This is a genomic window from Geodermatophilus sp. SYSU D01176 (genome assembly GCF_054050015.1).
The window spans coordinates 1-23,713 of the sequence record NZ_JBJGYN010000039.1 but is presented as its reverse complement, the minus strand read 5'-3'; the positions used below and the strand labels follow the sequence as shown (position 1 = coordinate 23,713).

Below are 23,713 nucleotides of genomic sequence, written 5' to 3'. Positions count from 1 at the left end.
CCTCCTCACGACGAGGGCAGCCGGTCCAGCTGGGCCGCCACCACGGCCCGGACCTCCGCGCTCGCCGACTCGATGGACCCGGCGACGGCGGTGACCGCCACGCTGAACACCCCGCGCGTGCACCACGCGAACGCCGCCGGCGAGGGCACCCCGTCCGCGGGGGCGCCCTCGGCGAGCTCCAGCAACCGGCACCCGTCCGGCAGCCCCGGCGGGCCCTCCCGCAGCATGCCGCCGTACACCTCGGCGTCGTGGTCGGCGACGTCCGCGGTGAAGGCCGCCGCGCCGTCGGGGGTCTCGAACTGGTGGGTGAAGACGGTGGTCAGCGGGCCCGAGCCCGACCCCCAGTAGCGCTCCCAGCCGAAGCGGTAGCCGTAGTCGTCGAGCACCTCGCGCTCGCGGGCGGCGTCCTCGGCGTAGCCGGCGACGTCCTCGACCGCCTTGGCCCCCGCCGGCGGTGAGAGGTGGTCGTCGGGCACGCGCGGCAACCCCGAGGGGACGTCGGGGACGACGAGCTCCTCGAGCTCCGCCGGCGTGGCCGGCGTCGCGGCGGTGGGTGCGGCGGCGGCGCCGCCGTCGGGCGGGGTCGAGCAGCCACCCAGGAGGGCCAGCAGCAGCGCCAGCCCGCCGTGCCGGACGACCGCCGGCGGGCTCACGCCCGGCTGCCGTCCAGCGCCGGGGCGCCGGCCAGCGCGACCTCGACCAGGCGGTCCACCAGCGTGCCGAAGTCCACACCGGACGCGGCCCACATCCGCGGGTACATCGAGATCGGCGTGAACCCCGGCATGGTGTTGACCTCGTTGACGACCAGCCGCTCGGCGCCGTCCGGGCCGGTGCCGAGGAAGAAGTCGACCCGCGCCAGGCCGCGGCAGTCCATCGCCAGGTAGGCCCGGCAGGCCGCCTCCTGCACCGCCCGGGTCTGCTCGGGCGTGAGGTCGGCCGGCACGTCGAAGTCGGCGGCGTCGTCGAGGTACTTGGCGGCGAAGTCGTACCAGTCGGTGCCCGCGTGCAGCCGGATCTCGGCCGGCAGGCTCGCCTGCGGCGGCCCGCCGCCGGGCCCGGCCAGGACGCCGCACTCGACCTCCCGCCCCGGGACGGCGGCCTCCACGACCACCTTGGCGTCGACGGCGGCCGCGGTGGCGACGGCCCCGGGGAACTGCGACCAGTCGGTGACCTTGGTGATCCCGATGCTGGACCCGGCCCGCGAGGGCTTGACGAACACCGGCAGGCCCAGGCGCTCGCGGGTGGCCGCGTCGAGGACGTCGGGGTCGGCCGACAGCGCCCCCGCGGCGTCGCGCAGCACCACGTGGTCCCCCTGGGGCAGCCCGGCGGCGGCCAGGAGCTTCTTGGTGAACTCCTTGTCCATCGACGCCGCGCTGGCGAAGACGCCCGAGCCGACGTAGGGGATGCCGCTCATCTCCAGCAGCCCCTGGATGGTGCCGTCCTCGCCGTAGGCGCCGTGCAGGACCGGGAAGACGACGTCGAGCCCGATCCGCGGCCCCGCGCCGTCCAGCCGCAGCAGGCCGGGGTCGGCCGGGTCGCCGGTCAGCGTCACCGGCGTCCCACCGGGGACCTCCGGCAGCTCGCCGTCGACGATCGCCAGCCGCAGCCCGGGGTCGGGCAGCACCCACGCGCCGGCGCGGGTGATGCCCACGGGGACGACGTCGTACCGGTCGGGGTCCAGCGCCGCGAGGACGGCCCCGGCGGAGACGCAGGAGATGGAGTGTTCCGCGCTGCGGCCGCCGAAGACGACCGCGATGCGCAGCTTGCCCGCCTGTCCGCTCATCGCGGCCGACCCTAGTGGAGACCGGCCGGAGCGCCTGGGCGACGGGCGGACGAGGCCGTGGCGACCGCGGTGTGGCAGCCTCCTCCCGATGGGCGAGAACGCGGTGGCTCCGGCGGTCTACCCGCGTCGGCTGCGGCTGGCCGGGGCGGCCGTCCACGTCTACACCGCGAGCGGGTCGGTGCTCGGGCTGCTGATCGTGCTGGCGGCCTTCGACGGCAACGCGGTGGCGGCCCTGTGGCTGGGCCTGGTCGCGCTCGTCGTCGACGGCACCGACGGGATGCTGGCGCGCCGGCTGCGGGTCAAGGAGACGATCCCCTGGTTCGACGGTGCCCGGCTCGACGACATCGTCGACTACCTGACCTACGCCTTCGCGCCGGTCGTGCTGCTGTGGACCACCGGGTCGCTGCCCGGCGGCGCGGTGGGGTGGGTGGTGGCGGCGCTGCCCCTGCTGGCGTCGAGCTACCAGTTCTGCCGGGTCGACGCGAAGACCGACGACAACACGTTCCTCGGCTTCCCGAGCTACTGGAACGTGGTGGCGTTCTACGCGATCGTCCTCGACCTCGGCCCGGGGGTGGTCGCGGCGGTCCTCGTCGTCTGCTCGGTGCTGGTGTTCGTGCCCGTGCGCTACCTGTACCCGTCCCGGACGACGGCCCTGCGCGGCCTGAGCCTGGTGCTGACGGCGGTGTGGCTGGTCGCCTACGCCGTCCTGCTGCTGCAGGTGCCCGACCCGCACCCGGTCGTGGTGGCGCTGTCGCTGGCCTACCTCGGCTACTACGTCGGGGTGAGCCTGTGGCTGACCGCGCGGGCGGCCCGACGGCGCCGCGGGGAGCTCGCCGCCACCGGCTGAGCGGGCTCACGGCGGTGTGCTGATCGGTCGACGGTGCGGGCCGTCGCAGCGGCGAGATCGGCGGTCTCGCACGGTCACCGGCCGCGGAGCGGGCGAGACCGCCGATCTCGCCGGTCGACCGAGCCCCAGGCAACCCGGGAACCGCTGCTCAGACCCCGTCGAGGGCGGCGTCCAGCGCGGTGGCGAGGTCGGTGACCACGTCGGCGGTGTCCTCGATCCCGCAGGAGAACCGGACGAAGCCCGGCGGGACGGCGTCCCCGCCCCACTGGGCCCGCCGGTCCAGCGTGCTGTGCAGGCCGCCGAAGCTGGTGGCCGCCGCCCACAGCCGGCTGGCGGCCACCAGCCGCGCGACGGCGGCCTCGTCGGGCAGCACCGCCGAGACGACCCCCACCGGCCGGGCCATCTGTCGCGAGGCCAGCGCGAACGAGGGGTCCTGCGGCCGCCACGGCCAGCGGACGCCGGTCACCGCGGGATGGGCGGCGAGCAGTTCGGCGACGGCGCGGGCGTTCTCCGCCTGCCGGGTCAGCCGCAGGTCGAGCGTGGCCATCGAGCGGTGCCCCAGCCACGCCTCGAACGGCCCCGGGGTCGCGCCGGTGTGGTCCCGCCAGCTCTTCAGGCGCGCGTACACCGCGTCGTCGGTGGTGCTCACGTGCCCGAGCAGCAGGTCGCTGTGTCCGGTCAGCGCCTTGGTGTCCGCCCCGATGGTGAGGTCGGCACCGAGGGCGAGCGGGCGCTGGCCCAGCGGGGTGGCGGTGGTGTTGTCGACGGCGAGCAGCGCGCCGGCGTCCCGGGCCGCCTCGGCCACCGCGACCACGTCGCAGACGTCGAGCTGCGGGTTGCTCGGCGTCTCCAGCAGCACCAGCCGGGCACCCCGGAGCTCCCCGCGGGCGGCGACGTCCTCGATCTCCGGGGTGGGCACGTACTCCACCCGCAGGCCCAGCCGGTCGAGCTCCTCGCGTCCCAGCAGCCGGGTCGTGTAGTAGCCGTCGGCCGGGAGGACCACCCGGTCCCCCGCGCTCGCGCAGGCCATGAGCGCGGCCGTGATCGCGGCCATGCCGGTCGCGAAGGAGAGGCAGCGACCGCCGTCCAGCTCGCCCACGGCGGCCTCGAACGCGCGCAGCGTGGGGTGTTCGGTCCGCGCGTAGGCATCCGCCCCGCCGGCGCGCGGCGGTCGGTCCCCCAGGTGGAACGGAGCGGCGAAGACCGGTGAGGGGCGCAGCGGCGCACCCGGCACGGCCGGCTCCTCCCCCGCCCGTACCGAGCGGGTGCCGTCGCCCCACTCCTCCGGCAGCTCGCCCACGCGGGCCCCGTCCTCGCTCGGGCCGCTCACTCGGGCTTGGCCTCTCGCGACATGATGTCCTTCACGATCTGCGTCACCGGGACGCCGTCGTGGCACACCCGGACGACCGCCTCGGTGAGCGGCACGTCGACCCCGTGCGCCCGCGCCAGCTCCAGCACCGGCTCGCAGCTCTTGACGCCCTCCGCGACCTGGCGGGTGCTGCGCTGCACCTCCTCCACCGACATGCCGCGCCCCAGCCGCTCGCCGAACGTGCGGTTGCGCGACAGCGGGGAGCTGCAGGTGGCGACCAGGTCGCCCAGGCCGGCGAGCCCGGCGAACGTGGCCGGCTCGGCGCCCAGGGCCGCGCCCAGCCGGGCGGTCTCGGCCAGGCCGCGGGTGATCAGCGAGGCCCGGGTGTTGTCGCCGAACCCCATCCCCTCGGTGATGCCGCAGGCCAGCGCGATGACGTTCTTGACCGCACCGCCGAGCTCGCAGCCCACCAGGTCCTGGTTGGTGTACGGGCGGAAGTAGGGGGTGTGGCAGGCGGTCTGGACCTGCGTGGCGCGGGCGTGGTCGGCGCAGGCCACCACGGTCGCGGCCGGCTGTTCCTCGGCGATCTCGCGCGCCAGGTTCGGACCGGACAGCGCGGCGACCCGATCGGGCCCGGCGCCGGTGACCTCCCGGATCACCTCGCTCATCCGCTTGGTGCTGCCCAGCTCGATGCCCTTCATGAGGGAGAGCAGGACCGAGTCCGGCGGGAGCAGCCGCGCCCACTCGGTGAGGTTGGCCCGCAGCGACTGGGAGGGGACGGCGAGCACCACGATCTCGGCGTCGGCGAGGGCCTCGGCGGCGTCCGCGGTGGCGCGCAGCCGGTCGGGCAGCCGGATGCCGGGCAGGTACTCGGCGTTCTCCCGGGTCTCGCCGATCGCGTACGCCAGCTCCGGCCGGCGGGCGTGCAGCAGCACCGAGCAGCCGGCGTCGGCCAGCACCTTGGCGAAGGTGGTCCCCCACGAGCCCGCCCCCAGGACGGCGGCGCGGGTGCCCGTCCCCCCGAGCCGGCTCACGCGGCGCTCCCCGGCAGGTCGCCCGGCAGTGCCCGCCGGGGGTGGGGCGTGGTCCTCGGAGGCGCCGGCTCCCCGCGGAGCTCGGCCAGCTGGTCGCGCACGGAGGCCATCATCCGGTCGGTCACCTCGCGCAGCAGCTCCCCGGTCATGGGGCGGCCGCCGCGCACCTGCGCCCGCAGGTCGGTGAGGTCCACCGGCTCGCCGACCAGGTAGTCGGCCCGTGCGCGCAGCCGCAGGTGCAGCTCCTTGGTGTGGTAGTCGTGCAGCCGCTGCGGCCCCCACTGGGCGACCGGCACGACGGCGGCGTCGGTGGTCAGCGCCAGCCGCGCCACGCCGGTGCGGGCCTCCATGGGCCACCAGTCCGGGTCCCGGGTGACCGACCCCTCCGGGTAGATGACCACGACGTTGCCCGCGGCGAGGTCGGCCTCGGCGGCCGCCAGCGACGCCCGGGCGTCGGCCCGGCCACGGGCCACCGGGATCTGCCCGGCGGCGCGCAGGGATCTTCCCGGCCCAGCCGGTGAACACCGACTCCTTGGCCAGGAAGTGCGGAACGCGGCCGCAGTCCCACACCAGCCGGGCGCAGGCGAGCGGGTCGAGCACCGACACGTGGTTGGCCACGACGAGCACCGGGCCGGTGCGGGGGAAGCGCTCGGCGTGCCGGTAGCGCATCCGGAACAGCAGCACGGTGACCGGGTAGACGACCGCGACGCAGAACAGCAGGGCCGGCGGGAGCGGCCTGCGGGTGCGCCACCGGGACGGCGGGGCTGCCGTGCGGCACGACACCCCGGCGTCCGGAGACCCCTGCTGCGTCACCGGCTCCTCCTCCCTGCCCGCCCGGTCCTGGTCCGGCCGGGACCTGTGACAGCCATGATCGGCCCTGGACGGGTGCGCCGGGTGCACCGGGTCCGCCCGCCCCGCGCCGGTGTGTTGACATTGTGGCCGTGCGGGCCTGGTCGGTCGTCGTCCCGGCGAAGCGGCTGGCGCTGGCCAAGACCCGCCTCACGCCGCTGCCCGAGGGTCTGGAGGGCCCGCCGCGGGACGCGCACGACCGGCTGGTCCTGGCGCTGCTGGCCGACACCGTCGCCGCGGCACTGGCCTCGCCGGCCGTCGCCGGCGTCCTCGTCGTCACCGACGACCCCGCCGCGGCCGCGGAGGTCGCCCGCCTCGGCGCCCGCACGGTGCCCGACGAGCCCGACCGCGGCCTCAACCCGGCCCTCGCGCACGGCGCCCGCGCCACCGGGGGGACCGCGGTGGCGGCGCTGTCCTCGGACCTGCCGGCCCTGCGCCCGGACGAGCTGACCGCCGCACTCGCCGCGGCCGAGCAGGCGCCGCGCTGCTTCGTCCCCGACGCGCAGGGCACCGGGACGACGCTGCTCACCGCAGCCGGCGCCGACCTCTCCCCCGCCTTCGGGCCCGGGTCGGCGCAGCGGCACGCGGCCGGCGGCGCCGTCCCGCTGACCGGCGCCTGGCCGGGCCTGGCACGCGACGTCGACACCCCCGGCGACCTGCGCGCCGCGCTCGCGCTGGGGGTCGGGCCGCACACCGCCGCGGTGCTGGGCCGGCCGGCCCCGCGCACCGGCTGATCCGTCGCGCGTTCCCCACCGGCAACCCGGCTGCGGCACGATGAGCCCGTGCCCTCGACTCGATCCGGCCTGCCCGCCGACCGGTACATCAACCGCGAGCTGTCGTGGCTGGACTTCAACGCCCGCGTGCTCGAGCTCGCGGAGGACGACTCGCTGCCGCTGCTGGAGCGGGTGAAGTTCCTGGCGATCTTCGCCGGCAACCTCGACGAGTTCTACATGGTGCGCATCGCCGGCCTGAAGCGCCGGCAGAGCACCGGGCTCACCGTCCGCTCCCCCGACGGGCTGACCATCCGCGAGCAGCTGGCGCGGGTGTCCGAGCGGACCCGCGACCTGGTCCACCGGCACGCCGACGTCTTCACCAAGGACATCACCCCGCGCCTGGAGGAGGCCGGGATCCGCATCGTGCACTGGTCCGACCTGGGCGAGGACGAGACCAAGCGGCTGCGGGAGTACTTCCGCGACCAGGTCTTCCCGGTGCTGACCCCGCTGGCGGTCGACCCGGCGCACCCCTTCCCCTACATCAGCGGCCTGTCGCTCAACCTCGCCGTCCAGGTGCGCGACCCCGACACCGGAGCCCCGCGGTTCGCCCGGCTCAAGGTGCCCAACAACGTGCCCCGTTTCGTGCCGGTGGGGCTGGTGGAGTCCTGCGCGACGTTCCTGCCGCTCGAGGACCTGATCGCCGCACACCTGCCGACGCTGTTCCCCGGCCTCGACGTCATCGACCACCACCTGTTCCGGGTCACCCGCAACGCCGACCTGGAGGTCGAGGAGGACCGCGACGAGGACCTGCTGCAGGCGCTCGAGCGCGAGCTGGCCCGCCGTCGCTTCGGCCCGGCGGTGCGGCTGGAGGTCGCCGAGCCGATGGACCCGCAGATCCTCGGCGTGCTGATCTCCGAACTCGAGGTGGACAAGTCCGACGTCGTCCACGTGCCCGGCCTGCTCGACCTCGCGGCGCTCTGGGAGCTCTACGGCCTCGACCGCCCCGAGCTCAAGGACGAGCCGTTCGTCCCGGCCACCCACCCGCGCCTGTCGGAGGGCGAGACGCCCAAGAGCGTGTTCGCCACGCTGCGGGAGGGCGACGTGCTCGTCCACCACCCGTACCACTCGTTCGCGACCAGCGTGCAGCGGTTCATCGAGCAGGCCGCCGCCGACCCGAACGTGCTGGCGATCAAGCAGACGCTGTACCGCACGTCGGGCGACTCACCGATCGTCAACGCCCTCATCGACGCCGCCGAGGCCGGGAAGCAGGTGGTGGTCCTGGTCGAGATCAAGGCGCGCTTCGACGAGGAGGCCAACATCAGCTGGGCCCGCTCGCTGGAGCGCGCCGGCTGCCACGTCGTCTACGGGCTGGTGGGGCTGAAGACGCACTGCAAGACCGCGCTCGTCGTCCGCCGCGAGGGCAGCCTGATCCGCCGGTACTGCCACATCGGCACCGGCAACTACAACCCCAAGACCGCCCGGCTCTACGAGGACCTCGGCATCCTCACCGCCGACCCGCGGGTCGGCGCCGACCTCACCGACCTGTTCAACACCCTCACCGGCTACTCGCGGCAGACGACCTACCGCCGGCTCATGGTCGCGCCCCACGGCATCCGCCCCGGGCTGGTGGAGAAGATCCGGCGGGAGGCCCGCCACGCCCGCGAGGGCCGTCCGTCCGGCATCCGCATCAAGGTTAACTCGCTGGTCGACGAGCAGCTCATCGACGCCCTCTACGACGCGTCGTCGGCCGGTGTGCCGGTGGAGCTGCTCATCCGCGGCATCTGCTCGCTGCGGCCGGGCGTCCCCGGGCTGTCGGAGACCGTGCGGGTGCGCTCGATCGTCGGCCGCTTCCTCGAGCACTCCCGGGCGATGTGGTTCGCCGGCGGCGGTGAGGGCGAGTGGTGGCTGGGCAGCTCCGACCTCATGCACCGCAACCTCGACCGCCGCGTCGAGGTGCTGCTCCGGGTCTGCGACGACACCGCCCAGCGTCAGCTGCAGGACGTCTTCGACGCCGCGATGGCCGACGGCGTGCGCTGCTGGGAGCTCGGCAGCGACGGCACCTGGGCGCGCAGCGGCGAGCACGACTACCAGGCCGCGCTGATGGCGGCGGCGGTCGACCATGCCGGCTGAGGGGAGCCCCCTGGTCCGCGCCGCCGGTGGCGCCCTGTGGCGCCCGGCGGACGGCGGCGGGATCGAGACCGCGCTGGTGCACCGCCCGAAGTACGACGACTGGTCGCTGCCGAAGGGCAAGCCCGACGACGGCGAGCACCTGCTGCAGACCGCGGTGCGCGAGGTCGCCGAGGAGACCGGGCTGGACGTCGTCGTCGGACGGCGCAGCGTGCGCACCGAGTACGAGGTGCCGGAGGGCCCCAAGCGGGTCGACTACTGGCTGATGCGCGTGGTCGGTGGGGTGTTCGAGCCGAACGACGAGGTCGACGAGCTGCGCTGGCTGCCGGTCGAGGAGGCCTGCGCGCAGGTCAGCCACGCCCACGACCGCGCGGTGCTGGCCGACCTGGCGCGCACCGACGTCCCGCTCGAGCCCTCGCTGCTGCTGGTCCGGCACGCCAAGGCCGGCAGCAAGTCCGACTGGGACGGGCCCGACGAGCTGCGGCCGCTGGACGGCAAGGGGCGCCGGCAGGCCGCGCAGCTGGCGCAGGTGCTGCCGGTCTTCGGCCCCGTCGAGCTGCTGACCGCCGAGCGGGTCCGCTGCCGGCAGACCCTCGAGCCGCTGGCCGAGCGGACCGGCCTCGACGTGCGCCCGCTGCCCGAGGTCGGCGAGGAGGAGTTCGCCGGCGACCCGCAGGCGGCCCTCGCCGCCGTCGAGCGGCTCCTGGCGCCGCGCGACCGGCCCGGGGTGACGGTCGTCTGCAGCCAGGGCGGGGCCATCCCGTCGGTGCTGGCGGCCCTCGGCGTCCGCTTCGCGGGCGTTCCGGGGTCGCTGCTCCCGCCGGCGGCGAAGGGCAGCACCTGGGCGCTCGGCGGCCGGCCGGGGGCGCTCGCGGCCGACTACTACCGCGACTTCTCCGCCGACGGAGCCGACGAGCCCGCCGTCACCGGCCTGCGCTGAACGAGGACCCCGCACTCTCGCGCCGTTCTCGACACCTCAGCGCTGCTGCAACGGCGCGGACGCGGGTGGAACAGCGCGGGAGTGGTCCGCCGGAGGAGTCGGTGACCGTGGCGGACCACCCCGCACGCACCGCCGGGCGGCCTCGACCTCAGGCGGGGAGAGCGGGCAGCGCCTTGGGCAGCCAGGCCGGACGACGCGCCTCGTACTCCTCGATGTCGGCCAGGTGCCGCTCGGTGAGCCCGACGTCGTCGAGGCCCTCCAGGAGCCGCCAGCGGGTGTAGTCGTCGGCCTCGAACGGCACGCTGCGCTCGCCGTAGGTGACCCGCTTCTCCTGCAGGTCGACGGTCACCGGCGTGGTGGGGTCGGCCTCCACCGCGGCCCACAGCGCCTCGACCTCGGCCTGCGGCAGGACGACGGTGAGCAGCCCGGACTTGGTCGAGTTGTTCTTGAAGATGTCGGCGAACCGCGAGCTGATGACCACGCGGAACCCGCCGTCCAGGAGCGCCCAGCAGGCGTGCTCGCGGGAGGAGCCGGTGCCGAAGTCGGGGCCGGCGACGAGGATCGACGCGTCGGCGTACTGCGGCTGGTTGAGCACGAAGTCCGGCTCGTTCCTCCGCCAGGCGACGAACAGGCCGTCCTCGAACCCGGTGCGGGTGATCCGCTTGAGGTACTCCGCCGGGATGATCTGGTCGGTGTCGACGGCGCTGCGGCGCAGCGGGGCCGCGGTGCCGGTGTGCGTGGTGAAGGGCTGCATCGGACTCAGACTCCTGCTGGGGTGGTCGGGCGGGTGGTCACACCGTCGCGGGGACGTCGGACAGGTCGGCAGGGGCGGTGAGCCGCCCGGTCAGCGCGGTGGCCGCGGCGACGGACGGCGACACCAGGTGGGTGCGGCCGCCCTTGCCCTGGCGACCCTGGAAGTTGCGGTTGCTGGTCGAGGCCGACCGCTCCCCCGGCTGGAGCTGGTCGGGGTTCATGCCCAGGCACATGGAGCACCCCGCACCCCGCCACTCGGCGCCGGCCTCGGTGAACACCCGGTCCAGGCCCTCGGCCTCGGCCTGCAGCTTCACCCCGACCGACCCGGGGACGACGAGCATCCGGGTGTTCGGGTCGATGTGCTTGCCGCGCAGCAGCTCGGCGGCGATCCGCAGGTCCTCGATGCGGCCGTTGGTGCAGGAGCCGAGGAAGACGGTGTCCACCTCGATCTCGCGCAGCGGGGTGCCCGGCTCCAGGCCCATGTAGGCCAGCGCCTGCTCGGCGGCACGCCGCTCGTTCTCGTCGGCGAACGAGGCCGGGTCGGGCACCGACTCCGCGATCGGCAGGCCCTGGCCGGGGTTGGTGCCCCAGGTGACGAACGGCGTGAGCTCAGCGGCGTCCAGGACGACCTCGGTGTCGAAGACGGCGTCCTCGTCGGTGCGCAGCGTCTTCCAGTACTCCACCGCGGCGTCCCAGTCGGCGCCCTGGGGGGCGTGCGGGCGGCCCTGCAGGAACGCGAAGGTGGTCTCGTCCGGCGCGATCAGCCCGGCGCGGGCGCCGGCCTCGATCGACATGTTGCAGATCGTCATCCGGGCCTCCATCGACAGGGCCTCGATCGCGCTGCCCCGGTACTCGATGACGTGGCCCGCGCCGCCGTTGGTGCCGATCTCGGCGATGACCGCCAGGATGACGTCCTTCGCCGAGACCCCTTCGGGCAGCTGGCCGTCGACGGTCACGGCCATCTGCTTCGGCCGGTACTGCGGCAGCGTCTGGGTGGCCAGCACGTGCTCGACCTCGCTGGTGCCGATGCCGAAGGCCAGCGCACCGAAGGCGCCGTGGGTGGAGGTGTGGCTGTCGCCGCAGACGATCGTCATGCCCGGCTGCGTGAGCCCGAGCTGCGGGCCGATGACGTGCACGATGCCCTGGTCGCGGTCGCCCATCGGGGCCAGCCGGATGCCGAACTCGGCGGCGTTCCGGCGCAGCGCCTCGACCTGCGCGCGGCTGACCGGGTCGGCGATGGGCTTGAGGATGTCCAGCGTCGGGACGTTGTGGTCCTCGGTGGCCATCGTCAGCTCGGGGTGGCGCACCGTGCGGCCGGCCGCGCGGAGGCCGTCGAAGGCCTGCGGGCTGGTCACCTCGTGCACCAGGTGCAGGTCGATGTAGAGCAGGTCCGGCTCGCCCGCGGCGCTGCGCACGACGTGGGCGTCGTAGACCTTCTCCGCCAGGGTCTTCGGCACGGCTGGTCCCTCCGGGGTCGGGTCTCGCGACGGCGCGGACGACCACGCTGGCCATCTCACGCTGTGGGATGCGAGTATTGCTGTGTGGGACAGCCTAACCCCGTCGCCGTGCTGGACAAAGCGGTGGCCATCCTCCGCGCCGTCGCCGCCGAGCCGGCGACCCTCGCCGAGCTCGTCGAGCGCACCGGACTGCCCCGCGCGACCGCGCACCGGCTGGCCGTGGCCCTCGAGGGGCACCGCCTGGTGCGGCGCACGCCCGCCGGCGCGTGGGCGCCCGGGCCCGCGCTGGGCGAGCTCGGCCGCGGCGTCGCCGACCTCGCCGAGCTCGCCGGCCGGCACCTGGTCACGCTGCGCGACACCAGCGGGGAGAGCGCCCAGTTCTACGTCCGGGACGGCGCCAGCCGGGTGTGCGTCGCCGCCGCCGAGCGGGCGCACGGGCTGCGCGACACCGTGCCGGTCGGCGCGCGGCTGCCGATGACCGCGGGCTCGGCGGCCCACGCACTGCTCGCCTTCGCCCCCGCCGACGAGGTCACGCCGCTGCTGCCCAGTGCCAGCTTCACGGCCCGCACGCTGCTCGACGTCCGCCGCCGGGGCTGGGCGCACAGCGTCGCCGAGCGGGAGCCGGGGGTGGCGTCGCTGTCCGCGCCGGTCCGCGACCCCGCCGGTGTGGTGCTGGGCGCGGTCTCCATCTCCGGGCCGGTCGAGCGGTTGGGCCGCCGTCCCGCGCCCGAGGTGGTCGGCGCGGTGCTCGAGGCCGCCGGCGCCATAGCCCGCGCCGTCCGCTGAACGAGGCCCCCTGACCGTCCGGGGAGTTCCCCTCCGGAGCTCTCCGGCCGAGACTGGGCCCATGACCGCCACCGAGCCCACGTACCGCGGCCGCGCCCGGATCGCCGAGCCCGGGGAGGGCATCGGCCTCGACGAGCTGGCGCTGGCCACCCGCAACCACGGCATGCCGCTCGAGGCGCTGCGCTACGACGTCACGCCGCCGGGGCTGCACTACGTGCTCACGCACTACGACATCCCCGCCGTCGACCCGGCGACCTGGTCGCTGGAGGTCACCGGCGCCGTCGCCCGTCCGCTGCGGCTGACCCTCGACGACCTGCGCAGCCGGCCGGCCGTCACCTCACGGGTGCTCCTGGAGTGCGCCGGCAACGGCCGGGCCCGCTACGAGCCGCGGCCGGTGAGCCAGCCCTGGCTGCTGGAGGCCGTCGGCACCGCCGAGTGGACCGGGACGCCGCTGGCCCCGCTGCTGGAGGAGGCCGGGATCGCCGAGGACGCGGTCGACGTCGCCTTCACCGGCGCCGACCACGGCGTCGAGCGCGGCGTCGAGCAGGACTACGCCCGCGGCCTGCCGCTGGCCGAGGCGGTGCGCCCGGAGGTGCTGCTGGTCTGGGGCATGAACGGGATGCCCCTGCCGCCCCAGCACGGTGCGCCGCTGCGGCTGCTGGTGCCCGGCTGGTACGGGATGGCGCACGTGAAGTGGCTGACCCGCATCGAGGTCCTCGACCGGCCCTTCGACGGCTTCCAGAACGCCACCGCCTACCGGCTCAAGGTCGACGCGGGTGACGCCGGTGTACCGGTCACCCGCATCGCGCCGCGCGCCCTGCTCCACCCGCCGGGGTGGCCGGACTTCATGACCCGCGAGCGCTTCCTGCGCCCCGGGCCGGTGGTCCTCACCGGCCGGGCCTGGTCGGGCCGGGCGCCGGTCACCGGCGTCGAGGTCAGCACGGACGGCGGCGCCGGCTGGTCCCCCGCCGAGCTCGCCCCGGCCGACCCGGCGCACCCGTTCGCCTGGCGGGCCTGGCGGTTCCCGTGGACGGCGGAGCCGGGCAGCTGGGAGCTGCTGGTCCGCGCGAGCGACGCCGAGGGCAGCCAGCCCACCGAGCAGGTGTGGAACCGGCAGGGCATGGCGAACAACCTGGTGCAGCGGGTGCCGGTGACGGTGCTCGGTTGACCGACGGCGATCAGGCCAGCCGGCGTGCCCCTGCCGACGGCACGACCGCGAACGACCGCGGCGCGGCGAAGCCCTCGCGCCGGAACCGGTCGGCGACCGCCCGCGCCACCGCGTCGGTGCGGTCGGTCCCGACCAGCACCACGGCGCTGCCGCCGAAGCCGCCGCCCACCATGCGGGCACCGGCGGCGCCGGACTCCAACGCGGTGGTCACGGCGGTGTCGAGCTCGACGGTGGAGATCTCGAAGTCGTCGCGCAGCGAGGCGTGCCCGGCGGTGAGCACCGGCCCGATCGCCGCCCGGTCCGCGGTCCCGCGCAGGATCCGCACGACCTCCAGCACCCGGGCGTTCTCGGTGACGATGTGCCGCGCGCGCCGCAGCAGCACCCCGCCGTCGGCGGTGCCGTCGTCCAGCGGGGCCAGTGCGGCCACGTCCGGGACGTCGCGCAGCGCCTTCACCCCGAGCCGCTCGGCGGCCTGCTCGCACTCGCGGCGCCGGTCGCCGTAGCCACCGGTGGCGTGGTCGTGCGTCGTCCCGGTGTCGACCACGAGCAGCTCCAGGCCGGCCGCCCGCAGGTCCAGCGGCACCTGCTCGGTGCTGCGGTCGCGGGTGTCGAGGAACAGCGCGTGGCCGGCCGTGCACAGCAGCGACGCGGACTGGTCGAGGATGCCGGTGGGCGCCCCCACGAAGTCGTTCTCCGCTCGCCGCGCGACGTCGACCAGGTCGGCGACGGCGAGGTCGGGGGCGGCGAGGTCGCGCAGCGCCAGCGCCACCGAGCAGGACAACGCGGCCGACGACGACAGCCCCATGCCGACCGGGACGTCGCCGTCGACCAGCACGCCGACCCCGCCGGGCACGCGGTCGCGCAGCGCGTCGACCACACCGGCCGGGTAGCCGGCCCAGCCGCCCGGCCGCCCGGCCGCGAGCTCGGCGACCGGCACCTCCACCCGGTCGCCGGGGTGCTGCGCGGAGACCAGGACGACCAGCCCGTCGCCGCGGCGGGCGACCGCGGCACGGGTGGTGTGCGGCAGGGCCACCGGCAGCACGAAGCCCTCGTTGTAGTCGGTGTGCTCGCCGATGACGTTCACCCGGCCCGGCGCGGCCCAGACCCCCTCCGGCTGCCCGCCGAAGGCCTCGGCGAAGGCCGTGCGGGCGGCGTCGGCGGCGCTCACGAGCCCACGTCGTCCATGGTCCGGCTCCGCGGCTCGCTCCGCTCCTCGGTCTGTCACCCGGGTCGCCTCCGCGTTCGCTCCGCTCCTCGCTCGCTGGCGCTCGCTGCGATGCTCACTCACCGTCGGCTCCCGGGCATCTCCCTAGGGTGCTCACTCGCCTGTCGACTTCACGTTCCGGAGCTGCTCGGCGACGTCCTCGGGGGTCGTGTCGCTGATGAACGCGCCCATGCCGGACTCCGAGCCGGCCAGGTACTTCAGCTTGCCGGGCGCCCGGCGCAGCGAGAACAGCTGCAGGTGCAGCCACCAGTCCTCGCGCCCCCGGGTGACCGGCGCCTGGTTCCAGGAGGCGATGTAGGGCATCGGGGTGTCGAAGCGGCGGGCGAAGCGGCCCAGCACGTCGAGGTACAGGCCGGCGAGCGCGTCGCGCTCCGCAGTCGTCAGCGCGGGCAGGTCGGGCACCCGGCGGTGCGGGAATACCAGCAGCTCGTAGGGCCAGCGCGCGGCGGCCGGCACGAACGCCGTCCAGTGCTCGTTGGCGGCGACCACGCGGGGTCCGGCGCGCTCGGCGGACAGCACGTCGGCGAACAGGTCGCCGCCGGTCTCCCGGCGGTGCCGCTGCACCGAGGCCAGCACCTTCTCCACCCGCGGTGCCAGGAACGGGTAGGCGTAGATCTGCCCGTGCGGGTGGGAGAGGGTCACCCCGATCTCCTCGCCGGAGTTCTCGAACACGTAGACCTGCTCGACCCCGTCGATCGCCGACAGCTCCGCGGTGCGCTCGGCCCACACGTCGACGACCAGCCGGGCCCGGTCGGCACCGAGCGTGGCGAAGGACCGGTCGTGCTCGCTGGTGAAGACGACGACCTCGCACCGGCCGAAGCCGGGACGCAGCCCGGTCAGCGGGGCGCCGGGCGCGGTCGGGGGGACCGCGCGCTCGACCGCGGTCGCCAGCGACGGGAACCGGTTCTCGAAGACGACGACCTGGTAGTCGGCCTCCGGCACCTCGGTGGGCTCGCGGCCGGGCCGGGTCGGGCACAGCGGGCAGAGGTCGGCCGGGGGCAGGAAGGTCCGCGTCTGCCGGTGCGAGGCAAGGACCACCCACTCGCCGAGCAGCGGGTCCCACCGCAGCTGCGAGCGGGTGCTGACCGGGGGGAGGTCGCGCGGGTCCTCGGCGGTCCGTGGCGGTGCGGTGTCCCCGGCGTCGAAGTAGAGGATCTCCCGGCCGTCGGCCAGCCGACGACTCGTCCGGATCACTGGTGCGCCCCGCCTTCCCGCCGTTCGTCACCGTGCGTGAACGGCGTCCCGACGCTAGACCCCGCTCCAGCAGCCCGGCCACTCCGCGGTGGTCCGGGACGGCGAGAGCCCCCGGTCGGGTGACCGGGGGCTCTCGCTCGCTGTAGCCCCGAAGGGATTCGAACCCTCGCTACCGCCGTGAGAGGGCGGCGTCCTGGGCCGCTAGACGACGGGGCCGCGCGGTGCCCATGGTGCCACGTGCCGCCGCGGGCCCGTGCACCGGGGCCCGGGAACGACGAGAGCCCCCGGCCGGATGGCCGGGGGCTCTCGCTCGCTGTAGCCCCGAAGGGATTCGAACCCTCGCTACCGCCGTGAGAGGGCGGCGTCCTGGGCCGCTAGACGACGGGGCCGTGCGGTGGTGCTGAGGAACTGTGTCTCCAGGCAGACAACTTCCTCGCTGGGGTACCAGGACTCGAACCTAGACTAACGGAACCAGAAACCGTCGGGCTGCCAATTACCCCATACCCCAAGGGTGGTGCTGCGCCTCGCGGCGCCGGACAACACCATACCCGATGCCGACGGGCGGCCAGGGCACCCCCCGGGGTGACGGTGGTCGCAGGTCGAACGCGGCGCTGCGCACCTCCGGCCGCAGCCGCCGGCGGTACCGGGCGACGAGGGCGACGTACGCGGCCATGGCGAGCAGGTCCACGAGCACCACGAGGACGCCGGTGCCCGAGGGGACCGACTCGGTGGCCACCCCCTCCCCCAGCGAGCCGGCCAGGACGAAGACCACGACGTTGTTGACCGCGTGCAGCACGATCGCCGCCTCGAGGCCGCCGGTCAGCCAGACGACGGCCGAGGCGGCCAGCCCGAAAGCGAACCGGTCCAGGAAGGTCCAGACGTCGGGCGGCAGGTGGGCGGCCGAGAACAGGGCGGCGGTCAGCACCGCGGCGACCACCGCACCGGCCCGGGGCCGGCCGACCCACGCGGCGATCGCCTGGCTGAGGTAGCCGCGGAACACGTACTCCTCGGCGGCGGACTGCAGCGGCGTGGTCAGCAGCACCACGAGCAACAGCCACCCGAACCCGTCCACCGGGCCGGTGGCATCCCAGTCCCCGGCCACGTGACCCAGCAGGACGCTGAGCAGCAGGCCGGCGCCGAGGGTCGGCAGGGCCAGCAGCGCGTACGGCGTCAGCAGCCGCCAGCGCAACCGGGCCAGCACCGACGACGACCACCCGATCGGCATGCCGTGCGCGGCGGCCCAGGACAGCCACACGCACGGGATCGCGACGATCAGCGAGATGTTGGTGAGCAGCAGCAGGCCGGGGTCGGTCAGGTCGGTCGGGTCGATCGCCGTGGGGTCGGGGAAGGCGCCGGCGGCGAAGCCGGCCAGGAAGACCAGCGCCGTGGCGAGGAGGGTGGCGACGAGGTACACCGCGACGAACAGCAGCAGGCCCAGCAGCGGCCGCCACCAGTGCCAGTTCCGCGAGCGCATGGCCTGCAGGTACTCGACCGGCTCGTCGTGCGGCGGGGTGCCCGGCGGCGGCTCCCACCGCATCCCCGGCGGCGGCCCCCACGGCGGCCCGGGTGGCGGCCCCCACGGCGGGGCGGGTGGCGGCGCCCACGGCGGGGCGGTGTGCGGGCCCGGCTGCAGCGGGACCGGCCCGAGCGGCCACGGCACCGGCCCGGCGGCCACCCCGGTGGCGGGGGACGCGTACACGCCGTGCAGCGCCCCGGGGACGTACGGCGGCGCGCCGTAGGGACCGGTGGGGGGCGGCCCGCCGTAGGGCTCCTCCTCCGGTGCCCACCAGCCGGGCGGGCCCGCCGCGCTCATCCGGTCACCCGGGGACGGCGGTCCGGGCCGCGGCGAGGCGGGCGAGGGTGCGGTCCCGGCCGAGCAGCTCGAGGGACTCGTACAGCGGCGGGGACACCGTGCGCCCGCTGATGGCGACGCGCACCGGCCCGAAGGCCTGGCGCGGCCTGCGCCCCAGCCCCTCGACGAGGGCCTCCTTGAGCGCGGTCTCGATGTCGGCCGTCGTCCAGTCGGGCAGCTCGCGCAGCACCCGCTCGGCGGCGTCGAGCACCTCGGCCGCCTCGGGGCCGGCGAGCTGCTTGGCGGCGGCCGCCGGGTCGATCTCCACGTCGTCGACGAAGAGGAAGCCGAGCAGGCCCACGGCGTCGGACAGGACGATCATGCGCTCCTGGGCCAGGGGGGCGATGGCCTCGAGGACGCGCTGCTGCTCGGCGGTCGGCGGGTCGCCGACCAGCCCGGCGCGGGCGAGGAACGGGGTGACCCGGGCGGTGAACTCCCCGACCGGCAGCGCGCGCAGGTGGCTGGCGTTGATCGCCTCGGCCTTCTTCAGGTCGAAGCGGGCCGGGTTGGCGCTGACCCGCGTGACGTCGAAGGCCTCGGCCATCTCGGCCATCGAGAACACGTCGCGGTCCTCCGCGATCGCCCAGCCCAGCAGCGCGAGGTAGTTGGCGAAGCCCTCGGGGACGAAGCCGCGCTCGCGGTACACGTCGACGTTGGACTGCGGGTCCCGCTTGGAGAACTTCTTGTTGCCCTCCCCCGTCACGTACGGCAGGTGGCCGAAGCGGGGTGCGCCGTCGGCCAGGCCGATGTCGGTGAGCGCGCGGTAGAGCGCCAGCTGTCGCGGCGTGGAGGGCAGCAGGTCCTCCCCGCGCAGGACGTCGGTGATGCCCATGAGGGCGTCGTCCACCGGGTTGACGAACGGGTAGAGCGGCACGCCGTTGGCCCGGACGATCACGAAGTCGGGCACGGAGCCCGCGGCGAAGCGGATCTCGCCGCGGACCAGGTCGGTCCAGGCGAGGTCCTCGTCGGGCATCCGCAGCCGCAGCACCGGCTCGCGGCCCTCGGCGCGGAAGGCGGCCTTCTGCTCGTCGGTGAGGGAGCGGTCGGCGTTGTCGTAGCCGAGCTTGGGGTCCTGCCCGGCGGCCAGCCGGCGGGCCTCGACCTCCTCGTTGGTGGAGAAGGACTCGTAGGCGTGCCCGGCCGCGAGCAGCCTGGCCGCGACCTCGCGGTAGATCTCGTGCCGCTCGGACTGCCGGTAGGGGCCGTGCGGCCCGCCCACCTCGGGGCCCTCGTCCCACTCCAGACCCAGCCAGCGCAGGCTGTCGAGCAGGTGCCGGTAGGACTCCTCGGAGTCGCGGGAGGCGTCGGTGTCCTCGATGCGGAAGACGAAGGTGCCGCCGGTGTGCCGGGCGTGCGCCCAGTTGAACAGCGCCGTCCGCAGCAGTCCGACGTGCACCGTGCCCGTCGGCGACGGGCAGAAGCGGGTGCGCACACCGGTCGGGTGGGGCGGGTCGGTGGGAGATGTCACCGTGCGCCCCCCGCGGTGGAGACGGTGTCGGCGCCGGTGACGCCGTTGGTCAGCGTGCCGAGCCCCTCGATGCTGCACTCGACCCGCTGGCCGGGCGCGATCGGCCCCACGCCGGACGGGGTGCCGGTGAGCACGACGTCGCCGGGCAGCAGGGTCATCACCTGCGAGATGTAGGAGACCAGCGCCGGGACGCCGAACAGCAGCTGGCTGGTGCGGCCGGACTGGCGCAGCTCGCCGTCCACCGTGCACGTGACCTCGAGGTCGGCGGGGTCCTTGCCGAGGCCGGCGAGGTCGGTCTCGATCCACGGGCCCAGCGGGCAGAAGGAGTCGAAGCCCTTGGCGCGGGTCCACTGCCCGTCGCTCGCCTGCATGTCCCGCTCGGTGACGTCGTTGGCGATCGTGTAGCCGAACACGCTGCCCGGGACCTGCTCCGGGGTCAGGTTGCGGGCACCCCGGGCGCCGATGACGACGGCCAGCTCGACCTCGTGGTGCACGTTCGTGCTGCCCGGCGGGATGCGGATGGCGTCGCCGGGGCCGATGACCGTCGTCGACGGCTTGAGGAACAGCAGCGGCTGGGACGGGGCGTCCCCCGTGGCCATCTCCGCGACGTGGGCGGCGTAGTTCTTGCCGACGCACACCACCTTGCTCGGCAGGATCGGCGAGAGCAGCCGGACGTCGGCCTGGGCGTAGCGCTGGCCGGTGAAGGAGATGGTCCCGAACGGGTGGCCCTCGATCTGGGCCACCTGACCGTCTCCGTCGAGGACGCCGAAGGACATGCCGGAGGGCGAGGCAAAACGGACGATGCGCACGCACCGAGGCTACTGACCTCCGGGTCCCGGGCCGCGCCCGCGCCGGTCGGGTCCTACGGTCGCAGCATGGCGTGCCGGCTCAGCGAGATCGTCGTCGACGCCCGCGACCCCGGGACGCTGGCCGCGTGGTGGGCCGAGGTCCTGGGCTACCGGGTGCTCGGCCGCGACGAGGAGGGCGCGGTGGAGATCGGCCCGGAGGCCGGTTTCGGCGGGCCGGCGCCGACGATCGTCTTCGCCCCGGTGGCCGATCCGACACCGGGCAAGGCGCGGCTGCACGTCGACGTCAGTCCCACCGACCGGGACCAGGACGCCGAGCTGCAACGGCTGCTGGCCTTGGGGGCAACCCCGGGGGACGTGGGACAGTCCGACGCGGCGAGCTGGCACGTGCTCGCCGACCCCGAGGGCAACCCGTTCTGCCTGCTGCGCCGCCGTCTCGACCCGCTGTGACCGATCCGAGAAAGAGGAGACCGACGTGATCCTGATCGTCATCAAGTTCCCGGTCCGGCCCGACCGCATCGACGAGTTCCGGCGCCACGCCGACGAGTACGCCCGGGCGGTGAACGCCGAGGAGGGCAGCCTGTTCTTCGAGTGGTCCCGCAGCGTCGAGGACCCGAACACCTTCGTCTGCATCGAGGGCTTCCGGGACTCCGACGCCGGCGCCTCGCACGTGGCCACCCCGCACGCGAAGGCCGCCTTCGACTGGATGTCGGACCTGGTCGCGGAGCAGCCGCAGATCATCTACATCGACGCCCCGCAGGTCAGCGGCTTCGGCCCGATGGGCGAGGTCAAGCCCAGGGGCTGAGGTGGACCGGTCGCGGGGGGCCCGGCGGCCCCGTCCAGGGCACCGCCCCGAGCCTGCGAGGGGCGGGGAGGACGGGGTCCTCGTACCGGCCGGGACCCGGACAGCGGCTCAGCTGTCGCCGGGGACGGCACCTGGACGCGGTGTCGGCCGGTAGGTCGACGGTGTGATTGACCTCTGCGCGTCGGCGGCGCGAGAGTGATCACCGTGAACCGCGCCCTCGCGGTGCTGACCCTCCTGGCGCTGCTCACCGTCGTGGTGGAGGCGACCGACGACCCCGATCCGCTGCTCGCCGTCGCCCTCGGGGTGACGTACGCCGCGCACGCGCTCGTCGCGCTCCCGTGGCTGGCCGTCCAGCCGGCCCCGCGCCGGTACTGGCTGGCGGCCGGCCACGTGTGCCTCCAGCTACCGCTGGGCGCCCTCCTGTTCGGCGCGGCGCACGCCGGTGTCGGGGCGACCCTGCTCCTGCTGGTGCTGGTCAGCCAGAGCGTGCTGCTGCTGCCGCTGCCCGCCGCGGCGGTGGTCACCGCGGTCGTCCCGCTGGTCCACCTCGGCATGGGCTGGGCCGACTTCGCCCGCAACGCGCTCGGGCTGCTCGGCGCGGCCGTGTTCACCGCCGTCGTCACCGCGCTCCTGCAGCAGGCGCAACGGGCGCGCGCCGAGCTGGCCGCGGCCAACGAGCGGCTGCGCGGGTACGCCGCCCAGGCCGAGGAACTCGCCACCACGCGCGAGCGCAATCGGCTGGCGCGCGACATCCACGACGGCCTCGGCCACCACCTGACCGTCGTCCAGATGCAGGTGCAGGCCGCGCGGGCGCTGCTGTCGTCGGACCCCGCCCGCGCCGACGACGTCCTGGCCAAGGCGCAGACGCAGGCGAGCGAGGCGCTGGCCGAGGTCCGCCGGTCGGTCGCCGCGCTGCGCGAGCCCCGGACGTCGCCGCCGCTGCGCACCGCACTGGAGGCCCTGGTCGCCGAGGTCTCGGCGGCCGGCACCCCGGCCGCGCTCGAGGTCGTCGGCACCCCACGCCGGCTCCCGGCGGAGGCCGAGGAGTCCCTGTTCCGGTCGGCCCAGGAGGGGCTGACCAACGTGCGCAAGCACGCCGCGGCGACCTGCGCCCGGGTGGTGCTGGACTACGGCGACGACGGCACCGTCCGCCTCGCGGTCCGGGACGACGGCCGCGGCCTCCCCCCTCCCGGGGGCGACGGGAACCGGGATGCCTTCGGGTTGGTGGGGCTGCGGGAGCGGGCGGCCCGCCTGGGCGGCCGCGTGACCGTCGGCTCCACCCCGGGCGCGGGCACGGAACTGCTGGTCGAGGTGCCGGGGTGAGCGCCGTCCTCGTGCTCGTGGTCGACGACCAGGCGCTGTTCCGCGAGGCGCTGGTCACCCTGCTCGGTGCGCGGCCCGAGGTCGAGGTGGTGGGCGAGGCCGGCGACGGGCAGCAGGCGCTGGAGCGGGCCGCCGAGCTGCAGCCCGACGTCGTGCTGATGGACCTGCACATGCCCGTGCTCGACGGCATCGCCGCGACCCGGCGGCTGCGGGTGGAGCAGCCCGGCGTCCGGGTGCTGGCCCTGACGACGTTCGACGACGACGAGGACGTCTTCGCCGCGCTGCGGGCCGGTGCGCTGGGCTACCTGCTCAAGGACGTGTCCTCCGACCGCCTCGTCGAGGCGGTGCTCTCCGCCGCCCGCGGGGAGTCGGTGCTGCAGCCGTCGGTCGCGGCCAAGGTGGTGGCCCGCTTCGCGCAGCTGGACGACGCCCCGCGGGCCCGGCCGCAGCCGCTGGTCGTGCCGCTGTCGGAGCGGGAGCTCGAGGTGCTGCGGCTGCTGGCCGACGGGCGCAGCAACCGGGAGATCGCGACGGCGCTGTTCCTGGCCGAGGGCACGGTCAAGAACCACGTGACCAACCTGCTCGGCAAGCTCGGCGCCCGCGACCGCACCCAGGCGGCGCTGCGTGCCCGCGCCCTCGACCTGCTCTGACGACGGTCATGCCGGACCGTGACCGTCGATCGTGACCTCCGGCACCTGGCAGGGACGGCGCGGGGCCCGACGCTCTGCGGCATGACGACGCAGACCTCTCCCCAGCACACCCCCAGCCGCGGCCGGCACACCTGGCACCTCGTCCGCCACTACCTCGAGATGGTCGTCGCGATGGTGGTCGGGATGGCGGTGCTCGGGCCGCTCGAGACCCTGCTCTGGCCCGGCCTGGACGACCGGGTCGACGTCCACGCGATGGTCATGGCCACCAACATGGCGGTCGCGATGGCCGCCTGGATGCGGTTCCGCGGCCACTCGTGGCCCGCGATCGTCGAGATGTCGGCGGCGATGTACGTGCCCTTCGCCGTCCTGCTGGGGCCCTACTGGGCCGGCGCGGTGTCCGGGTCGTTCCTGTTCACCGCCGGGCACGTGCTGATGCTCCCCGCCATGGCGCTGGCGATGTGGTGGCGCCTCGACGAGTACACGCACTGACGATGGGTGGTGGGGGGGGGGGGGGGGGGGGGGGGGGGGGGGGGGGGGGGGGGGGGGGGGGGGGGGGGGGGGGGGGGGGGGGGGGGGGGGGGGGGGGGGGGGGGGGGGGGGGGGGGGGGGGGGGGGGGGGGGGGG

At 75.2% G+C, this 23,713-nt stretch carries 23 protein-coding genes, 3 tRNA genes and 1 pseudogene; 11 read left to right on the top strand and 16 right to left on the bottom strand.

The window, feature by feature from the left end:
- Nucleotides 1-5: 5 nt before the first annotated feature.
- Nucleotides 6-653: a hypothetical protein gene (locus ACI78Z_RS18510; protein ID WP_457038005.1), complete on the bottom strand. Its 648-nt coding sequence runs from the start codon at nucleotides 651-653 to the stop codon at nucleotides 6-8.
- Nucleotides 650-1,783, bottom strand: coding sequence for a D-alanine--D-alanine ligase family protein (locus ACI78Z_RS18505; RefSeq protein ID WP_457038004.1), 1,134 nt, complete (start codon nucleotides 1,781-1,783; stop codon nucleotides 650-652). Before ACI78Z_RS18505 ends, ACI78Z_RS18510 begins: the two co-directional genes overlap by 4 nt.
- Nucleotides 1,784-1,871: 88 nt before the next feature.
- Here ACI78Z_RS18505 and ACI78Z_RS18500 point away from each other — a divergent pair, with 88 nt between their 5' ends.
- Nucleotides 1,872-2,630 carry a CDP-alcohol phosphatidyltransferase family protein gene (locus ACI78Z_RS18500; protein WP_457038003.1) on the top strand — a complete coding sequence of 253 codons (759 nt, stop codon included), beginning with the start codon at nucleotides 1,872-1,874 and terminating at the stop codon, nucleotides 2,628-2,630.
- Between the two features lie 148 nt (nucleotides 2,631-2,778).
- Here the strand turns inward: ACI78Z_RS18500 and ACI78Z_RS18495 are convergent, their stop codons facing one another.
- The 4 genes and pseudogenes from ACI78Z_RS18495 to ACI78Z_RS18480 form a co-directional block, all read right to left on the bottom strand.
- Nucleotides 2,779-3,930 carry a cystathionine gamma-lyase gene (locus ACI78Z_RS18495; protein WP_457038002.1) on the bottom strand — a complete coding sequence of 384 codons (1,152 nt, stop codon included), beginning with the start codon at nucleotides 3,928-3,930 and terminating at the stop codon, nucleotides 2,779-2,781.
- Nucleotides 3,931-3,956: 26 nt separating this feature from the next.
- Nucleotides 3,957-4,973, bottom strand: a complete 1,017-nt coding sequence (locus ACI78Z_RS18490) for an NAD(P)H-dependent glycerol-3-phosphate dehydrogenase (protein WP_457038031.1) — start codon at nucleotides 4,971-4,973, stop codon at nucleotides 3,957-3,959.
- Entirely contained in the window at nucleotides 4,970-5,446 is a 477-nt protein-coding gene (locus ACI78Z_RS18485) for a lysophospholipid acyltransferase family protein (RefSeq protein ID WP_457038030.1), read from the bottom strand. The genes ACI78Z_RS18490 and ACI78Z_RS18485 overlap by 4 nt, the downstream gene beginning before the upstream one ends.
- 97 nt (nucleotides 5,447-5,543) lie before the next feature.
- A pseudogene (locus tag ACI78Z_RS18480) lies at nucleotides 5,544-5,642 on the bottom strand (1-acyl-sn-glycerol-3-phosphate acyltransferase); the annotation flags it as partial.
- 272 nt (nucleotides 5,643-5,914) lie between these two features.
- Between ACI78Z_RS18480 and cofC the strand changes: the two are divergent.
- The 3 genes from cofC to ACI78Z_RS18465 are packed head-to-tail and all read left to right on the top strand — an operon-like array spanning nucleotide 5,915 to nucleotide 9,602.
- Nucleotides 5,915-6,556, top strand: a complete 642-nt coding sequence (cofC, locus tag ACI78Z_RS18475) for a 2-phospho-L-lactate guanylyltransferase (protein ID WP_457038001.1) — start codon at nucleotides 5,915-5,917, stop codon at nucleotides 6,554-6,556.
- Nucleotides 6,557-6,604: 48 nt separating this feature from the next.
- Complete coding sequence (locus ACI78Z_RS18470; protein WP_457038000.1) at nucleotides 6,605-8,665, top strand: RNA degradosome polyphosphate kinase; 2,061 nt, start codon at nucleotides 6,605-6,607, stop codon at nucleotides 8,663-8,665.
- The gene (locus tag ACI78Z_RS18465) at nucleotides 8,655-9,602 is read left to right on the top strand and encodes an NUDIX hydrolase (RefSeq protein ID WP_457037999.1); all 948 of its coding nucleotides are present in this window, start codon (nucleotides 8,655-8,657) and stop codon (nucleotides 9,600-9,602) included. The genes ACI78Z_RS18470 and ACI78Z_RS18465 overlap by 11 nt, the downstream gene beginning before the upstream one ends.
- A gap of 148 nt (nucleotides 9,603-9,750) precedes the next feature.
- On the opposite strand, the gene leuD is transcribed toward ACI78Z_RS18465, so the two are convergent.
- Entirely contained in the window at nucleotides 9,751-10,356 is a 606-nt protein-coding gene (gene leuD / locus ACI78Z_RS18460; protein ID WP_457037998.1) for a 3-isopropylmalate dehydratase small subunit, read from the bottom strand.
- A gap of 37 nt (nucleotides 10,357-10,393) precedes the next feature.
- Entirely contained in the window at nucleotides 10,394-11,812 is a 1,419-nt protein-coding gene (leuC, locus tag ACI78Z_RS18455) for a 3-isopropylmalate dehydratase large subunit (protein WP_457037997.1), read from the bottom strand.
- Nucleotides 11,813-11,920: 108 nt separating this feature from the next.
- On the opposite strand from leuC, the gene ACI78Z_RS18450 reads away from it, so the two are divergent.
- Nucleotides 11,921-12,598, top strand: a complete 678-nt coding sequence (locus tag ACI78Z_RS18450; protein WP_457037996.1) for an IclR family transcriptional regulator — start codon at nucleotides 11,921-11,923, stop codon at nucleotides 12,596-12,598.
- Between the two features lie 61 nt (nucleotides 12,599-12,659).
- The gene (locus ACI78Z_RS18445) at nucleotides 12,660-13,766 is read left to right on the top strand and encodes a sulfite oxidase (protein WP_457037995.1); all 1,107 of its coding nucleotides are present in this window, start codon (nucleotides 12,660-12,662) and stop codon (nucleotides 13,764-13,766) included.
- A gap of 10 nt (nucleotides 13,767-13,776) precedes the next feature.
- Here ACI78Z_RS18445 and galK read toward each other — a convergent pair whose 3' ends face one another.
- From galK to ACI78Z_RS18405, 8 genes are all read right to left on the bottom strand, one after another.
- Nucleotides 13,777-14,934: a galactokinase gene (gene galK / locus ACI78Z_RS18440; RefSeq protein ID WP_457037994.1), complete on the bottom strand. Its 1,158-nt coding sequence runs from the start codon at nucleotides 14,932-14,934 to the stop codon at nucleotides 13,777-13,779.
- Nucleotides 14,935-15,084: 150 nt separating this feature from the next.
- Nucleotides 15,085-16,185 (bottom strand): galactose-1-phosphate uridylyltransferase, encoded by a 1,101-nt coding sequence (gene galT / locus ACI78Z_RS18435; protein WP_457037993.1) that lies wholly within the window; start codon nucleotides 16,183-16,185, stop codon nucleotides 15,085-15,087.
- 143 nt (nucleotides 16,186-16,328) lie between these two features.
- Nucleotides 16,329-16,401 (bottom strand) — tRNA-Glu (locus tag ACI78Z_RS18430).
- Nucleotides 16,402-16,501: 100 nt separating this feature from the next.
- A tRNA-Glu gene (locus ACI78Z_RS18425) sits at nucleotides 16,502-16,574 on the bottom strand.
- 47 nt (nucleotides 16,575-16,621) lie between these two features.
- Nucleotides 16,622-16,693: transfer RNA gene (locus tag ACI78Z_RS18420), tRNA-Gln, on the bottom strand.
- On the bottom strand, nucleotides 16,679-17,998 hold the full coding sequence (locus ACI78Z_RS18415) for a CPBP family intramembrane glutamic endopeptidase (RefSeq protein ID WP_457037992.1): 1,320 nt from the start codon (nucleotides 17,996-17,998) through the stop codon (nucleotides 16,679-16,681). The genes ACI78Z_RS18420 and ACI78Z_RS18415 overlap by 15 nt, the downstream gene beginning before the upstream one ends.
- 4 nt (nucleotides 17,999-18,002) lie before the next feature.
- On the bottom strand, nucleotides 18,003-19,505 hold the full coding sequence (gene gltX / locus ACI78Z_RS18410) for a glutamate--tRNA ligase (protein WP_457037991.1): 1,503 nt from the start codon (nucleotides 19,503-19,505) through the stop codon (nucleotides 18,003-18,005).
- Nucleotides 19,502-20,314 (bottom strand): fumarylacetoacetate hydrolase family protein, encoded by an 813-nt coding sequence (locus ACI78Z_RS18405; protein WP_457037990.1) that lies wholly within the window; start codon nucleotides 20,312-20,314, stop codon nucleotides 19,502-19,504. The genes gltX and ACI78Z_RS18405 overlap by 4 nt, the downstream gene beginning before the upstream one ends.
- Before the next feature lie 66 nt (nucleotides 20,315-20,380).
- On the opposite strand from ACI78Z_RS18405, the gene ACI78Z_RS18400 reads away from it, so the two are divergent.
- The 5 genes from ACI78Z_RS18400 to ACI78Z_RS18380 all read left to right on the top strand — a co-directional run bounded on the left by ACI78Z_RS18400 (nucleotide 20,381) and on the right by ACI78Z_RS18380 (nucleotide 23,578).
- Entirely contained in the window at nucleotides 20,381-20,761 is a 381-nt protein-coding gene (locus ACI78Z_RS18400; RefSeq protein WP_457037989.1) for a VOC family protein, read from the top strand.
- A gap of 25 nt (nucleotides 20,762-20,786) precedes the next feature.
- On the top strand, nucleotides 20,787-21,116 hold the full coding sequence (locus ACI78Z_RS18395; RefSeq protein WP_457037988.1) for a putative quinol monooxygenase: 330 nt from the start codon (nucleotides 20,787-20,789) through the stop codon (nucleotides 21,114-21,116).
- Between the two features lie 204 nt (nucleotides 21,117-21,320).
- Complete coding sequence (locus ACI78Z_RS18390; RefSeq protein ID WP_457037987.1) at nucleotides 21,321-22,439, top strand: sensor histidine kinase; 1,119 nt, start codon at nucleotides 21,321-21,323, stop codon at nucleotides 22,437-22,439.
- Nucleotides 22,436-23,089, top strand: coding sequence for a response regulator (locus ACI78Z_RS18385; protein WP_457037986.1), 654 nt, complete (start codon nucleotides 22,436-22,438; stop codon nucleotides 23,087-23,089). Before ACI78Z_RS18390 ends, ACI78Z_RS18385 begins: the two co-directional genes overlap by 4 nt.
- An 81-nt stretch (nucleotides 23,090-23,170) precedes the next feature.
- Nucleotides 23,171-23,578, top strand: coding sequence for a hypothetical protein (locus tag ACI78Z_RS18380; protein WP_457037985.1), 408 nt, complete (start codon nucleotides 23,171-23,173; stop codon nucleotides 23,576-23,578).
- Nucleotides 23,579-23,713 lie beyond the last annotated feature (135 nt).